Genomic DNA, 16919 nt, shown 5'->3' on the forward strand with positions numbered 1-16919 from the left:
AAACCTCCCTCCCCTGTTCCCGTTAGCCGGACCCCTTTTATCTGGCGGCCTTCCATGCATTAACTTCTTCCGTAATCTTGTCGCCGCCGAGCTTCTTCCAATTGGCCACGAACTCATCAAAGGCGTCGATGCTTGCCTCGCCCAAAATGATTTTGATGAACGTTTCCTGCTCCAGCCGGTCGAGCGTCGCTTTTTTGTCCGCCATGGTCTCGGTCGGAGCGCCGACATAACCGTTCGAAATGACTTTGCCCGCATCGTTCAAATCGCGAAGCTGCTTCATGGAGCCTTCCGGCCCATTGGCAGCATAGCCGGACCAGCCCATCGGGTTGTTGCCCGCGAGATATTCCTGAAATTCCTTGAACATGATTTTCGTTTCGGCGCTGGTGATGTCCGCGTCGCTTTCGGATTCCAGCGCTTGGGCCAGCTCCTCCTGCCGTATCAGGTCTTTGTTCGGATTGACGACCTCAACCAGTGAATATTTGTTGACCCCGATGGATACGCCGTCTTCGATGATTTGACCGTACTTGTCAAATTCCGCATTGTCGCTGTACAGCTTCTCATAATACTGGTTCGCCAACTTGACGATGACCTCGGGATGCTCGTACCCCTTTTTGACCACGTAATATTGGGATACGGCAAAAGGCATCTGCACCGTCGCCGGACCGCCTTCCAATGACGGGATCGGGTAGGACTTCCAATTCACCGATTCATCTTCTTTCACCATGTCCCAGAAAGGCCATGCCGGATACCAGCTGGGTCCGATCAGCATGCCGATTTTGTGGGTGGTCACGGTTTCAAAGACCTTGACGGTATCCTTTACGCCGAACTCCGGGTCGATCAGTTTGTTCTTGAACATGTCCTGCAGCTTGGCCAGCGCTTCCTTCATCTCCGGCTGAATGCTGCCGAACTGCAATTGCCCCTCTGCGTCTTCGATCCAAATTTGCGGGAAACCGCCGAAGCCGTTAAAGAAACCTACCGAAGAGCTGTTTAATCCGATATCCTTGGTCAGCGCAAGTCCGTAGGTATCGGCCTTGCCGTTCCCGTCCGGATCCTGCTTGGCAAACGCCTCCGCAATGGCCACAAGGTCATCCATCGTGTTCGGTTCAGGCAGATTCAGCTTCTCCATCCAATCCTCCCGGACCCACAGCAGCGGAGCCGAGCCGCCGATGACCGGCTGGGTGGACGGGATCGCCAACAGCTTGCCGTCAAACGTCGCGGAAGGGAGTGCGTTTTTCTCGATCTCCATGACCTGCTTCAGGTCATCGCTGGCGTAATTCTCGAAAGCGGGCGTCAAGTCCGCCAATTGCCCGGCGTCCGCAAGCTGGCGCAGCTGCTCCGGCGTCACCTGCATGATATCCGGGAGGTCGTTCGAAGCAATCGCGATATTCATTTTGGATTCATACTGCTCCTGGCCCGTCACCACCCATTTATAATTGAGGTTGATGCCCATTTCCTTATATAGGTCGGTCCACACGTTGTTTTTAATATCCTGTCCGGACGGGAACTTCACTTCTTCTCCCACGAACCGGACGGCATCCAGCTGAATGGGGGGATCATACTTGCCGAACGGGTCGCCCGGCTCCAAGGCCGTGGCTTCGCTATCGGTGGATGAACCAGCCGCGCTGCCTCCGCCTCCTTCCCCTTTGCTGCTGCAAGCGCTTAAAATAAACACGAAAGCCAGCATACTGATCTACAATACGGACAAGATCTTATTTCTCTTCATGTTTGCGACCTCCTTGAATTCGATGTTTGTTTAGAGTATAAGGGAACAAAAAAAGAGCTATCTACTTTAAGCTCTTTACTTTGATATCTTCTCTTTACATGTTGTGCAGTTCTCTGTATTCCTGCGGCGTCAAATGGGTCGTTTTTTTGAAAAAGCGGTAAAAATACGGCGGAGAACTGAAACCCACCGCAGCGGCGATGACATGGATTTTGTCCGTTGTCTCCTTCAGCAGCTGCTTCGCTTTGGCCAGCCGTGCCGCATTAATCGACTCGGACAGGCCCTCACCGGTCACTTGTTTGTACAATCTGGACAAATACGAAGGGTTGTGTCCCACGGCCTCCCCGATTTGCGTCAAGGACAGGTCGCCGCTTAAGTGATCCTCGATATACCGTTGAACTTTGGCAATCACCTCATGCTGCTGATCCTGCTTCCCCTGCTCTTTCCGGTTGAAGATAATGTCCGCCAGCCTTTCGAAATATTCGGCCGCCTCCGTCCAGGAGTCATGCTCCTCCAGATGAGTCAATGTGATATAATCCACCGCCCCTTCTCCTTCCACGTTCTGGCAGAGAGCTTCCATATCCACCAGAGACGGCATCATCACGGACACCAGGCCGTAATACACTTCCATCTTCAGCAAATATTCAACCTCCGGCGGGAAGGAAGAGGTATCGGTCACCTCATGCAACAGCTGCATGAACTCCTCCCGGTCCCCATTGTCTAGACAGCCGCGCAGCAGCTCCATCCGCTTCAGATGCGAGCGAGAGCGCCCCAGAAAATTCCCCATGCGATCCGGGCGGTTACGCTCACCGGCTTCGGTCAACAGAGATTCGTGGCCGATCCCGAGGCCGCTGTCCAGCAGCTGCTTCAGTGATTCGAATTTGTCAGGCAGCCGTTCCCAATCAACCCACTCGCCAGCCATGGCAAACGAAGTCTTCAATTTCAAAAGCGTTTTGCAAACGTCCTGAATTTGTTCCAGCATCCCGTGGACAAAACGCTGGACCCGTTCCGCCGCCGCTCCTCCAACCTCCTCCGGATTCTCCTCCCCCTCCTCTTTGTGCTGCAAAATCCAGATCATCTTGGCCCTGCCGAACTCCACGGCCATGCCGTCGGTCATCGGGCCGAGCAGCTCGCCGATGATGTTCTGGACCGCGTACAGCATCAGCGATTGGGCCGATGGACCGTCTTGCCTTTGCCAGCCGTCTAGCCTGCATAACAGCAGCAGGCAAGACTTGCCGGGATCCAGCTTCATCTCCAGCTCCGCAAAGCGCTGCTCCAGCTCCTCCCGCCGAATAGGACAAGGTGCTTTTTGCATCAGCTCCAGCACGTACTGCTGCTGTAAAAACGGCAGCGCCATGCGCATATTCTCCCTCGCTTTGGCAATCAGACTGCCCTCTTTCATCTCCTGGTCAAGCAGCTCCACGGTCTTCTCGATCGCGCTCAGCACAGCATCGTTTCCCTCTGCCTTAAGAACGTAATCGACGCTTCCTTGCCGTGTGGCCTCCTGGATATAAGAAAAGTCGTCGTATCCGGTCAAAAAAATCACTTTGCAACGGGGCCACTGTCTGGATATTTCCTTTTGCAGGGCAAGACCGTTTAACCCCGGCATTTTGATATCCGACAAAACGATGTCCATTTTCGCCCGTTTTAGCCAGCTCAAGGCTTCCGATGAGGAATAAGCCTTATACACCTCAAGCTCTAGAAATTCCGCGCCAAGGCACAATTCCGCAAGCCCGTTTACGATAAAAGGTTCGTCATCCACGATCAGTATTCTGTACCTGCTCTTCATCCATCCCGCTCCTTTCTTGCTTTGGCAGTGCCATATCGATTCTCAAACCGCCTAACCGGCTTCTCGAAAAGGCCAATCCACCCGCAGGCCCGAATTTTAAACGAAGGCGTCGATGCACGTTGGATAAACCGGTGATCTCTCCTTTTACGTCCGAATTCGCGATCATGAATTGCAGGTTCCGCAGCTTTTCGTCCGTCAACGTCTCCCCGTTATCCTCCACGATGATATGCAGGACATGCCGTTCAGCGGCCATGGTCACTTGGATTTGCCCATCCGCTTCCTTCTCCTCAAGTCCGTGCTCGTATGCATTTTCGATTAAGGGCTGCAGAATGAGCAGCGGAACGTCCAATTGCTCCCAATCACCGGGGATGTCATCCCAATAAGCGGATATCCGGTTATGGAAACGGATGGACTGAATGTCCACATAAGCCTTGGCATGCCCCACTTCCGCCTTCAACGAAACTTCGTCGGCTGCGTTGCGGGTGATGAACCTGAAATATTCCCCCAAATGCCTCGTAAAACGAACGATATTCTCATAATCCTGCATCTCTCCCATCTGATGAAGCGTAAAGAAACTGTTATATAAAAAATGAGGGTTGATCTGGGATTGGAGCTGCTTCAGCTCGGAACGCTGCGAGCGGATTTTCTGCTCAAACACTTCGTGGATCAGCACCTGCAGGCGCTTCACCATATGGTTAAACTGCTCGTACAGATAGTGGAACTCGTCATGATGCTTATGGCGCAGCTCCACCCGGGGACTGTCGAAATCGATGTTGCGGAATGCCCTCACCATCCGCTGAAGCGGCTGATGAATCCGGCTGTAGATCCAGCCCGAGAACAGAATAACCACCAGCAGGGAGAAGCCCGACAGCCCGAAAAAGATCATGCGGTATTTTCCGAGCGGGCCCAGAAATTCGGCTTCGGGCACATAAACCACCAGGTCGGCATTCAAAAAGGCGGAGCGCTCCACGCTAACCCAATAGTTGGCCCCATCCGCCTTTACCTTCGTGTTGTAGGGAAGCTTCGAAAATTCGGTGGTTGTTAGCGCTTCCAAATCAATGTGCTCGGCCAACCGCGGACCGATTCCGCCTCCATCCTCCTGAGTCAGGACCCAGCTGTTGTCCACGCCGATGAGAACGGCCCCCCCGTCCCCCGTGGCCAGCTGTAGGAGCGCCGTTTGCATTTTCGGAACGGAGAGCTCCGCCGCAATCGCAAAAATAGGCGGATTGCCGTTTCGCAATCGTTCCGGGTATACCATCCCCAACAGAAGCTTGTTCTTCCATTCGAAAATGACCCGATCGGGATGCTCCTCAAGCGCCTTCATCTGCTCCGGCGGCATGGCTCCTTCGTATGACACCTGTTCAACCGTTTTCTCAATCAGCGGAATATACGTTTTGGCCTCCTGAACGTATTGATTGGAGCTTTGCAGCAGCCGCATTTTGCCCTGGAGGCGGTTGATCGCCTGAAAATATTCGGAACGGCTCATGGCGGGCGCAATGGTGCTTAGCTTTTGCAGGTCGGAGTCCTGCGACAAATCGTTCATCAGCAGCACCGTCGATTGCAGCTCCTGTTCCAGCGTACGCATGAAAAAATTAGTCCTCGCATTCAAGGATTGGGTAATTTCCTGCTCCACGCTCGCAAGCCCGGACTCGTTCATGTACAGGGCAGCGGCGTAAACCGGCATAATGGCCAACAAAAAGCCGGCCACGATTTTGGGATAAATCGATTTGAACCACAGCAGCTTCATCGTTTGCCTCCACTTCGTTACCATGATCGCTTCGCCTAACCGATGAACAGGATGAAAACGGACCATAACGGTTATGCCCTTTTTTACGACCGGTTGCCCGGCTTAAGCAGGACGGCCAACAACTTCCGCATATCCACTCTCGCCGGGTTGAACCTGTATCGTTAAGTCTTTATGTTTTGGAGGGGGACGAACCGGTTAGCCTTCCACCATCAAGCTTGCGATCTCTCCTCTCGTCGAGTCGGGACCGACCTGGATGCGGAACTCGCCGGGCTCCACCACCGGCTTCAGGTCTAGGTCGATCATTTCCAGCTGCTCGCTGCCGATGGTGAACTTCACTTCCTGCGTTTCCCCCGCCTTCAGGAACACCTTGCAGAACCCTTTCAGCGCCTTCTCGGGACGGGTAACGGAAGCGGCCAGATCCGAGACGTACAGCTGAACGACTTCCGCGCCGTCCCGTACTCCCGCGTTGGTCACGTCGATCCGGACCGTGGCTTCGCCGCCTATGGGAACGACGGCCGGCTCAACCGTCAGACGGCCGTAACGGAATTCCGTATAGCTTAAGCCGAAGCCGAATGGATACCGCGGCGCAAGATCCGTCTCCAGGTAACGCTTGCCCCGAGTCCGTCTGGCATTGTAATTGACCGGCAGCTGGCCAACCTCCTTCGGAATGGACAGCGGCAGACGGCCGGACGGGTTGATATCGCCAAACAGCATGTCCGCAATGGCGCTGCCTCCCTCTTGGCCGGGATACCAGGCTTCCACGATGGAAGGGATGTGCTCGTCGATCCACGGCTCTGTAATCGGCCGTCCGTTGATATAGACAACAATCACGGGCTTTCCGAGCTTATGGAGTTCCTGCAGCAGCTCCAGTTGCACGCCCATCAGCGTCAGGGTCGAGCGGTCAATGCCTTCCCCGCATTCCATATCGCTCTTTGCATGCCCGGTCACGACCGAGGCACCAGTTCTCAGATCGATGGTACCCTCCCCGAAATCCCGTGCGCTGGAGCCGCCAAGCACCATTACGATGACATCGGCTTGTTCCGCGCACGCCAGCGCGTGAGGGAACCCTTCCCTTGAATCGCCTTGAATACGGCAGCCCGGGGCATATAGAACGCGGCTGTCTCCCAGCCGTCGGCGGATGCCGTCCAGCACCGTTACGATCTGCCCCGGCTGCTGGGGGGAGGTGTAATCGCCAAGCTGATGGTACGGCGCATGGGCGTTGGGGCCAATGACGGCAATGGTTCCGCTGCTCGAATCCAGAGGCAGCAGGCCCCCCTTGTTCTTCAGGAGCACGATGCCTTCAGCCGCTGCATGGTAGGCTAGTGCGGTATGCTCGTTGCAGCCTATGACCTGCTCTGCCCAGGCTGGATCTACATAAGGCCGATCAAAGAGCCCCAGACGAAACTTCAGCTCCAACACGCGTCCGGCTGCCATATTCAGATCGTCTTCAGTGATCAGCCCTTGCTCCAGCGCTTGGTGAAGATGTGCCCGGAACATGGTCCCTGACATCTCCATGTCGACACCGGCCTTCAGCGCCTGGGCCGCCGCCTCCACGCCCGATCCGGCCGTATTGTGACCGCATGCTAACATATGGATCGCGCCGCAATCGGTAATGACGAAGCCGTCAAAGCCCCACGCCTCGCGAAGTACATCTTGCAGCAGGTACCGGCTGGACGTGCAGGGGACTCCGTCGATTTCATTATAGGCCGTCATGACCGACAAGGCACCCGCTTCAACGGCTTTGCGGAACGGCAGCAGATCGACTTCGTGAAGCTCCCGTTGGCCTATGTGGACGGGGGCCCCGTTGCGTCCCCCTTCGGAAGCGCCGTAGCCTGCGAAATGCTTCAGCGTAGCCAGCAGGCTGATATGTGAATCCAGGCGCTCGCCTTGCAGTCCCTGCACGGCGGCAACCGCGAATTCGGCCACCAAATGGGGGTCCTCGCCGAAGGTTTCTTCGGTACGCCCCCACCGGGGATCCCGTACCACGTCCAGCACCGGCGAATAGGTGGCCGCTCCCCCCTGAGCTCTTGTCTCGGCGGCAACGGCGCGGCTTATGCTGCGGAACAGCTCCGTGTTCCAGGTGCTTCCGATCGTGAGCGGTACGGGGAACACCGTCGCCCCGATTGCCATATGTCCGTGGGAGCATTCTTCCCCGAACAAAATCGGAATCCCAAGCCGCGAGTGCTCCATCGCATAACGCTGAATCGCATTAACCGCTTCCGCACCTTCCCGCGGGGACAGTCCGTTCGTCAGCGTCACTCCGGTCCAGGGATCGGCCCGCAGCGTACCATACAAGGAACCGATTCCTCCCTCCGCAAGCTGCGACTTGAACTCCTCGGTTAGTTTGATCGTACCGTCGTCGTTCCTTATGTAAGCTTTCCAGCCGAACGGCTGAATCAGCTGTCCGATTTTCTCTTCGACCGTCATCCGCTCCAGCAAGTCCTCGACCCGCCGCGAAACCGGCCATGCAGCGTCCTTATAGTCCATGGCGCACACCCTTTCTTTTCCTGTTTAATTCGTTCTTACTGATTACATGCAAACGTTCGATGAATGTTCCCGCATCCTATTAGGGTTCGGATTTAAGGCGATTTCCTATCGTCTTCAACGCCAATATCGCCAAAGCAGCAGCCCTTCCAAAATTTCCGATTGAAGAAAAAGGCTCTCCGACACGATCCGATCGGCCGGAGAACCTCCCTCTATCTGTATCATGCAGAGGCTTCTCCGCGCGGGACGATCCAGGTCAACAGCAAGAACCCTCGTCCAACCTTTTCATGAGCGAACACGCTTCAACTTGGTTGACTCTGCCGGATGCTAACCTCCTCCGGCCGGTAAACCGTCTGCACTTGTCCCCCGGCATCGGTCGTAAACATCACGGTCCGCTCCCGTTCCAACTCGAAAGCGTAGACCATTCCGGTTGCCGGGTCCTTTACCTCGACCCCTGCGCTTGCCCCCTGCTCAGAGACGAAGACGTACAAACTTCCTTGTCCGAACGCCAGCTTGCGGCCGTAGATGCCCGGAAGCTCGCCTCCCTTCAGCCATTCCAGCTCAGCCGAAACGGCTGCGGAGAGGATAGCTTCCGCATACAGCGCCTGGATCGGCTCCCAGCGCTCGTTCATCTCGACCGGGAGCGGGCACCAGATGAACCGTCCCGATTCCAAGCTCACCGTGACGGGTGCTAGCGTCCCATCCAACCGGCCCGCCGGACGATCTACCGCCAGCGCGTTAATCTTCCGCTCGCCGAACGAAACGGCGAAATGCTCTCCCGCCAGCTCCAGCGTTTCTTCTCGAAGAACGTTGGCATGGACGGTTTCACCGATCTCCTGCTGCAGGCGATGCGGCGCCTGCCCCCAATATGCATCGGTGCGAAGCGGACCTGTCCACAAGACCGTGCTCCCTTCCCTTGCCAAGTCGAGGAGCTGGGCAAACGCGGCATCGTCGAAATTATGCGCGCTCGGCACGATGATCAGCTTGGCCGGATAGCGCTTCAGGTCCTCCAGCTGATATTCGCCGATGCCCCGCGGATGGACGTTCATGCCGAATGTCAATGCGCGCATGGCCCTCGTCGTCGCTTCGTAAGCCAGCTTGCGGCTGGAAAAATCATTCGAATACGGGTAAACGACGGCGATATCCTCCAGCTGACGTTCATCGTCGAACAGGCCGGCTGCTTCCTTCATGAAGCGCCCGAAGTCATAGGACACATCGGCTTCGGGCTTCTGCGTTCCGTCCGCTCGAAGCGCCCCGATGTTGGATTCGTTGGCATTATCCATGAAGTAGTTAATATTCCATATCCACTGTACGGCACCCGCGCCCCCGGTCGAAAACGAATACGCGTACTTCCGCTCCAGGATGCTGCGAAGCTCTTCCTCCGTCCGCTTGGCGATGCCGTCCGGACGCTGCACGTGCATGATGCCGGTCTCCTGAATCAGATTCGGCTTGTCCGGCGTTTTCGTAAATATGCCGTCCCAAGCCAGGTGATCGTTCTGCCACCAGGAGTGGACCGTCGTGTAATCGACGGCGGGACCGTAGAACGAAGGCGACGGGCGCTGGGAGCAGATGCCCTCATCCTGCCCGACCGTCACCAGCTGGCGGGGATCGGAGCGGCGAATGGTGCCGATGAGCTCGGACGCCCACCGATTATGCATGTCCATGGTGAACAACGTGAAGTCGATCCACGGTCCCCACTTCTTCGGCTGCAGCACGCTGTTGAACAGCTTGTCGTCCGGACTCGGCGCAGGCGCCGACTCGAATGAAGGCAGCTCGCCCGGCGTCATGTTCCAGCACTCCTGAAGCAGCGCAAGATCATCCCCGTGGCGCTGCCGCAGCCACTCGGACCAGACCTTGCGCTCGAACCGATCTCCGATCGATACAGGCCCCTCGAAGATTCGCTTCGGATCGAACAGCGAAGGCTCGTTGATCAGGTCCCAATGCACGTTGGTCGTGCCCCTGTGACGTCCGACGATGGAGGCGATAAAGCGCTTTTGCGCCTCCACCGATCTCGGATCCAAATAGGGGTTCACGCCTTCCCAGGCTTCGGGCGCAAACGAGAAGAACGTAAACGTCACTTCCAGCTCATGCCGCTTGGCTGTCAGGATAAAGGCATCGATCGCCCGCATGACGTCCTCGGCCGCATGGCCATCGGCAAACATGATCATCCGGTATCCCGTCCATATGCCCGTCCGGATCAGGTTGATTCCTGCCCGCTTCATCTCCGCCATATCCGCATCCCAACGCTGCACGTTCGGCAGATGAAGGAATTTGCGCGCGACGTCGGAGGTCATGTACGTCATGCCAACGATCGGAACCGTCCGCCCGCCGCGGCGGAAGTAATCACGCCCGCATTCCAGCCGTTCTCCTGCCTGCAGTAGCGGACGATCGACGCCCCATACCGCCTGAGTCAGGGTGCGGCGCTCCCCGGACTCGGACTCGGCTTCGCAAACGATCCGGTACAAGCCCGCTTCCAGCCGTACGGGTACGAACAAACGAAGCTGCTGAAGATCCCGCTGCTGCATGCCGGCTTCCGACTTCTCGTTTCCGGTCCAGACGGTCTCGCCGTTGTCTTCCTTGATAACACTCACTGCAAAATGCCAGGTCTGCGCCGGGGCGGACGTCCGGGACAGCGTCTGGAGCTGGATCGTCAACCGCATCTGCTCGCCCGGCTCGTAGGAGGCATAGTTCGGCTTCAACCAAAGCTCCGTCACGCCTGTTCCCGCGTATTCGGCCAGATCCTTCAGAACGTCCATCCCTTTAGACTCCCAGAACGATGCCCTCAGCTGCTGGTTGATCAGAATCCAGCGCCCCCCGGCATAATCGCCCTTATGCTGCTCCAGCATGACGACCGGTGCGGACCGCTCGCGTCGATCACGGTCCACGCCGATCAGGAGCGGTGAGATGACGGCGTCCATCGGACCGCATGCCCCCATCTCGGCCGGAATGTCGCTCGCTTTGGTCGGGTGCAGCGTCAAGCCCCAGGTCGGCTCCATGCCGAACAGCTCCTCGCGCCCCTGCAGGATCGGAAATTCGGCGGAGGCCTTCAGCTCCCGGACGCGCGATACGTCAACCGCCAGCGCATCATGGATATCCATTCGCTGATGATAAGCCAGCTGCTCGCGTTCGGCATGCCAGCTTCCGTTCAGCTCTCGAACCGGCCTGCGGAAAGGCACGCCCCCGGCATGAACCAGACCGCCGCCTGCCTTCAGGTGGCCTTCGATGGCTGCCCAAGCCGCTTTCGGGAAGTACGACCCGTGCAGATGAATCAGTGTGTCCCAGCCGCCTTCCGTCAGCCGCTCAGCCACATCCGCGGCACCGGCGACCACCGCCCATTCCCGCAATCGCTCCAGTGCCTCTGCGGACGGACGTTCGCCTTCGTAAGGAAAATGCTCGTCGTAAAATACCAGCGTTCTCATCGCTTACTCCTTTCTCGTCCGCGGCTTGCCGTCGACGTATACGGATGTTCCGCGCGTTCGAGCCCAGTCGGCAATCCGGGAAGGGTCGCCGGTCCAGAGGCGGTTCACTCCCCATTCATTGGTCTGCGGCCGCTCCTCGCATTCGATGCGGATGACCGGGAACAGCTCGGTCGGACGTTCCCGCGGCAGCCCTTCGATCCACAGCACGTCGCCCTCCTGTCGGAACGACAGCTCCTGTCCCGTTGTCAGCAGCGTCACCCGTAATACCGGCGTCACCAGATCCGCCAGCCTCAGCACCGGCCTCCCATCCCAGAAGCGGATGATGAGATACAGCTTGTTGTCTTTCATTGTCTGCCGCCCATAGGTGATGAACTCGGTGAGGTTCCCTCCGTCGGAGCCGTAGATGGCCTCGCCGTGAACGTCCAGCCACTCCCCGATCTTCAGCGCCCGCTCTACGAAGGCCGGCGGAAGCTGTCCGTCGGGCTGCGGTCCGACGTTAAGCAGCAGATTGCCGCCCACGGTACCCCCTTTTTCCGCGCACTCGCACAGCATGTCGAGCAGAACGTCGGCCGGACGCCAACGTTCGCCATTCGTGTATCCCCACAGCCTCCACGTGGTAACCTGGCTGGATTCCCACAGCCGCTTCTGATCCGGGACGATGACATGCTCCGGCGAGCCGAAGTCGCCCAGCACCTCAGAATCGCCCGAACCGCCGCCGCCGTCCGCATGCAGCTTCTCCTCCTCGGACAGTCCAAGACGGTTGTTGACCAGGATGTCCGGCTGAATCGACTTCATCCGCTCCACCAGCTTGATGCTGTCCAGGTCCTCCGCGGTTCGCGGCCAGACCCCGTCAAAAAAGAAATGATCGATGCGCCCGTATTTCGTCACCAGCTCTTCCACCTGATCATGCAAATACTGCTTCATTGTCTCCCAGCCCTCGGGATCCTTCTCCGGTCCGTCGAAGTAAGCCGGGATCCGCCAATCGATCCAGGAATAATATAAGCCGACCCGAAGTCCCTGGGCCCGGAACGCATCGGTAAATTCGCGCACCAGATCCCGGCCGGGCGCCTGCTTCGCGCTGGAATAATCCGTCGTGGCCGTATCCCACAGGCAATACCCGTCATGATGCCGCGTCGTTAAGCAGGCATATCTCATCCCCGCCTTGCGCGCGGTGTATGCCCATAGCTCGGCGTCAAAAAACACCGGATTCCACTCGCAGGCCTTCCGCGCGTATTCGGCCTGGTCCAAATGCTCCCGGAACAGTACCTGCTCGCCGCGCCCGTATTGGGCATATGGCCCGAAATGAATAAACATGCCATACCGGCTTTCCGTAAACCACTGCCAGCCTTCCCGGATGGCTTGAGCTTGCTTGATCATGAACAACGTCCTCCTTATTCTGCACGGCTCTTGCCGTGAGGTCAGCCTTGATGGATATTACGCTTCTGGCTCTTTGAGCAGTCTCAAGGCTTCTTATGACCTATACTCTAGCCCGAGAATCCCTGTCTTGAACACTTTACTTTTGAGAGAAAACTTTGATTTTGGCCAATATCGGAGAATTGAAGTCCTAAACGGTAACATTGATCACTTTCGAATCCGCTAGGAATCTCCATGGAATTCCTTCGGTACTCTTAACAGAACGCTCCATGGCGGTGCACAAAAAAAAGCAATCCCTCCCCGGTTATTAAACCGGGTAAAGGATTGCCCTATTCCATTATTTCTTAGTGTTCGTGTGCCTGAACTTACGACTGACCGGCTCTCCATTCATCGAATTGCCGTTTGTATTCATCAACGACCTCATCGATTCCAGCGGACTTCATGGCGGCCAGCATTTTATCGTAGGCGTCCTCGTATTTCACGACCCCGTGCATGACCGGATATACGCTGGTCTTCAGCTCGGCGATGCAGTTGGCGTACTGCGAAGCAACGTTGGTCGGATCGAAGGTGAAGCCGATCGTGATGCTGTTCACGGCGTCGTCCGATACCGTTGTGCGGCGCTCCAGACGCGCTGGGTCCGTATTCGTTGGATAACGGTTCATCTCGACGTGGCCAAGCAGCCAGTACGGAAGCTCATAAGCCGGGGAACCGTTCTCGTTCTTTGCCAGATAGTCCTTGGTATTCTTGCCGGTATCCTTCCAATGCACATCCTTCACGCCGCTTTGAACGAGATCCATGTTCTCTTGGCTGCTGTATACCCAGTTCAAAAATTGAATGCCGGCCTCCGGGTGCGGAGACGTGGCCGAGATCCCGTTGGAATTGCGGATCGCGTAGGATCTGAATTTCGGCTGGTCGGCCAAATAATAAATATCCAGCTTCGCATCCGGGAACGTTTGAAGAATGGCATCGCTCAAGCCGACGTCGCCCGGACGGTACAGATAACGTCCTGCCAGCTCCTCTTGGTTGATAACCTCTGTCGGCGTCGTAAGCAGATCGCTCATGATCAACCCTCGCTTATAAGCCTCGTTCATGAACAAAACGTCTTTTTTGAACTCCTCGGTTTCGAACCAAGACTTCACGTTCCCCTGCTGGTCGATATAAATCATGTTGTCGGCCACGGTAAACGGATAGGTGTCGTAGGTTGTATGCAGGAAGTAGGCTGGCTCCTCCAGCATCTTGATATATACGTTCTTGTTGTCCTGCGGCCAGTTCTTCTGCAGCGTCTCGGCTGCATCGAGCAGCTCTTCCGGCGATGTCGGCGGCTTCAGGCCGTTTTTCTCTAGCAGATCGGTGCGGATCGTGAACATGCCATCGTTATAAGCGGTATCCGCCCAGAAGTTCGGCACGTACGTGGTCTTGCCGTTGATTTTCGACGACTCCCAGATCCAGTCCGGCATGGAAGCTTTCAGCTCGGTGCCATACTGGTCCAGCAGATCGTCGATCGGAATGATACCGCCGCTGCCCGCAAGCACCGTCGGTCCTTTGGTATCGTGCATGATGGCAATCAGCTCGAATTCCTCGCCCGTCGACATCATGAGGTTGGTCTTCTGATCCCATACGTCCCACGCGATGTACGTCGGTTCGTACGTAAGGTTCAGTCCGTCGGCCTCCAGCTTCTCGTTGATCGCTTTGACCGCCGCATCCAAATCCTGCGGTGCGGAGCCCGGAAGCAGATACCGGACCGGCAGCTTGTCCCCGCCGTCATTCTCGCCGCTCGCCGATCCGTTCTCGCCGCCGGCATCGCCCCCGCCGGAGCAGCCTGCGATCACGGATACCATGAATATCGCAGCCAACCATAGTGCTAGCGCTTTCCTTTTTTTCATGCATGTGTCCCCCTGTCTTCATTTGGTTTAGTCATGCGGTACGATTCCTATCTTAAGGAGACATTAGGGATGACGTATACTTCAAAATGATGGTTTTCGCCATTTTAAAACACTGAGATTGCCCGTCACTGCGCCTTTTTCGTCTCGATCGCATGCTGGCTGCGGAACTGGGCCGGCGAGATCTGGTAGTGCTTTTTAAACAACGTGTAGAAATAGGTCGTATTCAGAATGCCCACCTGCTCGCTGATCGATTGGACCGACTCCTCGGTGCTTGCGAGAAGCTCCCGCGCCTTCTCCAGACGAACGGCATTCAGGTAATCGTTGAACGACAGCTCGCAGTGCGCCTTGAACAGCTTGCCGACATAGCTGCGGGACAGCTTCACCTCGCCCGCCACCTGCTCGAGCGACATATCCGGCCTTGCATAATGCTTGCGTACGTACATCTGGATAAAATCCACCACCTCCGCATGCCGGACCGCTCCCGATTCTTCGGACAGGCTGCAGAGCCTGAGGGCAAGATCCTTCAGGGCATCCGCGGTTTCCTGCAGTGTCTGAAAGCGGGTAATCCGCCGCGTAAAGTCGAGAAAGAGATCCGCGCTTTCCCGATTTTTTACCGTATGGACATTGAGCTGCTTGTACAGGCCGCCAATGAATTGATTAATGAAAAACATGACTTCATGGTAGTTGTAATCGCGAATTTCCTTGATCCACTGATCGATTTCCTTCTCCAATTTATCCCGCTGCTGCAGCTTGATGGCCTCGATGATGCGCTTCTCCCGCTTGTCCGGATACTGAGCCTCGGAATGCTCCGACTCCGCGGTGTTGACCGGATCGCCATGGAACATCCTGCCCTTTCCCGCGAAAAAGCGCTGCTGGAAGCAGGACTGCGCGCAATCGAACGATTCGCGCAGCTCCTCGTAGGTCTGTGCGGCCGTTCCGATGCCGACGGTGACGGACACGCGGAGCGTGCTTAGCATCTCGCCCTGCAGCTCCTCCAGCATGCCCACGACATGGAGGGGAAGCCGGCTCTGTTTCATGGGGAGAATGATCGCAATGGTCCCGTCCCCTACCGTTGCCACGCTCGCTCCCTCCGGCTCCAGCATCTGCTGGGCCGCCTGAGCGACGGCCGCGGAGGAATAGGACTGCAGGTCCTCGTCCTCTCCCCCGGGCGAGCCGTCTAAGCTGTCGAGCAGAAGGACGACCGCCAGGAAATAGGGCCCCTTGCCTTCGCGGGCCAAACGGCGGAATGCCGTCTCGTCGCCGCCTTTCAGCAGCTGCAGCACATGCGCCTGCCGAGCGACGGAAGCCTCGGACTCCATCGACTTCATTTTCTCCGTCATTTCGGCGTAAGTGGTATCCAATATGGCAAATTCGTTGATTTGCCGCCGGTTTTCCTTCATTTTCGGTATGGTGCTCATTTTCTCCAGCAGGTGACGAATCGGGTTGTACGCATGATGCGTCAGCCAGATCGACAAGAACATGCTGACGACGAAACAAGCCAAAGCGAGAACCAGCGCCGACGTTCGGAGGGCCTGCATGTTGAACAGCAGATTTTGATATTGGCTTACGCTGATATACGTCCAATTCATATCCTTGGATTTGACGTAGGTAACGAGGCTCTTGCGGCCGTCGATGGAGCGAGTGAAGTAACCGCTTTCCGCGTCCGATTCCAGAATGGACTGGACATAGGACTCCTGCGATACATTCTCCATGAACCGGGAACGATCCGAATGGGTGATGATGGTTCCCTTGTCGTCAATGACGTGCAGCGAATCCACCGCTTCGTTGCGGTAGCCTCCGATCAGATCCTGGATGGTGTCGGTGCTCATGTTGATTACGATTGCGCCTTTGGAGCTTAGCGGCGAATAATAGCTCGGAAGGAGAACGAAAGTAAGGACGTCTTCGCTCCGGTTGGCCGAAGCGGAAGTGGCGGTAGATATCTTGCGAGGGAACAGGTGAAAATAAGATGTATTCTTGCTGTTGATCTCCTCCAACAGCGCCTTCTCCTGCTCCTTGGTAATCCCCTTCGTATTCAGATACGTATTATTCGAGCCGTTATAGATCCCGATCGAATGGATGAACGGATAGGTGGACTGTACTCGGTTAAGAGTGCCGAATACCCCATACTGTTTCACCGGATCGGCCTCTTTGTCCAAAAGGGCGTTCACGATCTCCTTGTCGCTGAGCAGCAGGTTGCCCACGTTATATACCTGGTCGCGGATGACGCTGGATACGGCGCTGTTCTGCTTCAGCATCGATTCGGATATTTTCCCTACCTCCTTCGCGGTGCTCCAGGAGAACATCATGTACAGGACGACGGTTACGAGGGCAATCATGGCTGCCGTAAGCAAAATAAAGCTGAGAAACATATTTCGGTACACCGCATAACGGAATAATCGCTGCCGGATCATATTCTCCCTCCCTGCCATTGGATCTGTATAGTTAAGTGAAATCTTCATAATTCATGAAAATTACTAACATAATATGTAATCTATATGTTAAT

8 protein-coding genes are annotated in these 16919 nt (G+C 56.4%); all 8 read right to left on the reverse strand.

Features of this window, described 5'->3' with window-relative positions:
* Window positions 1-37 precede the first annotated feature (37 nt).
* Entirely contained in the window at window positions 38-1672 is a 1635-nt protein-coding gene (locus tag MKY82_RS23690) for an extracellular solute-binding protein (RefSeq protein WP_339294505.1), read from the reverse strand.
* Window positions 1673-1817: 145 nt separating this feature from the next.
* Window positions 1818-3509: a response regulator gene (locus tag MKY82_RS23695; protein WP_339294506.1), complete on the reverse strand. Its 1692-nt coding sequence runs from the start codon at window positions 3507-3509 to the stop codon at window positions 1818-1820.
* A complete protein-coding gene (locus MKY82_RS23700) occupies window positions 3475-5322 on the reverse strand; it encodes a sensor histidine kinase (RefSeq protein ID WP_339294507.1) in 1848 nt (615 codons plus the stop codon). Before MKY82_RS23700 ends, MKY82_RS23695 begins: the two co-directional genes overlap by 35 nt.
* Window positions 5323-5451: 129 nt before the next feature.
* On the reverse strand, window positions 5452-7743 hold the full coding sequence (locus MKY82_RS23705; protein ID WP_339294508.1) for a glycoside hydrolase family 3 N-terminal domain-containing protein: 2292 nt from the start codon (window positions 7741-7743) through the stop codon (window positions 5452-5454).
* A 299-nt stretch (window positions 7744-8042) separates the two neighbouring features.
* Window positions 8043-11159, reverse strand: a complete 3117-nt coding sequence (locus MKY82_RS23710) for a glycoside hydrolase (protein WP_339294509.1) — start codon at window positions 11157-11159, stop codon at window positions 8043-8045.
* Window positions 11160-11162: 3 nt separating this feature from the next.
* The gene (locus tag MKY82_RS23715) at window positions 11163-12536 is read right to left on the reverse strand and encodes an alpha-L-fucosidase (protein ID WP_339218692.1); all 1374 of its coding nucleotides are present in this window, start codon (window positions 12534-12536) and stop codon (window positions 11163-11165) included.
* 362 nt (window positions 12537-12898) lie between these two features.
* Window positions 12899-14416 carry a DUF3502 domain-containing protein gene (locus tag MKY82_RS23720; RefSeq protein ID WP_194543793.1) on the reverse strand — a complete coding sequence of 506 codons (1518 nt, stop codon included), beginning with the start codon at window positions 14414-14416 and terminating at the stop codon, window positions 12899-12901.
* A gap of 125 nt (window positions 14417-14541) precedes the next feature.
* Window positions 14542-16827 carry a helix-turn-helix domain-containing protein gene (locus MKY82_RS23725; RefSeq protein ID WP_339294510.1) on the reverse strand — a complete coding sequence of 762 codons (2286 nt, stop codon included), beginning with the start codon at window positions 16825-16827 and terminating at the stop codon, window positions 14542-14544.
* Window positions 16828-16919: the final 92 nt, after the last annotated feature.

The sequence above is a fragment of the Paenibacillus sp. FSL W7-1279 genome, from assembly GCF_037969845.1.
Lineage (GTDB): Bacteria > Bacillota > Bacilli > Paenibacillales > Paenibacillaceae > Paenibacillus_AQ.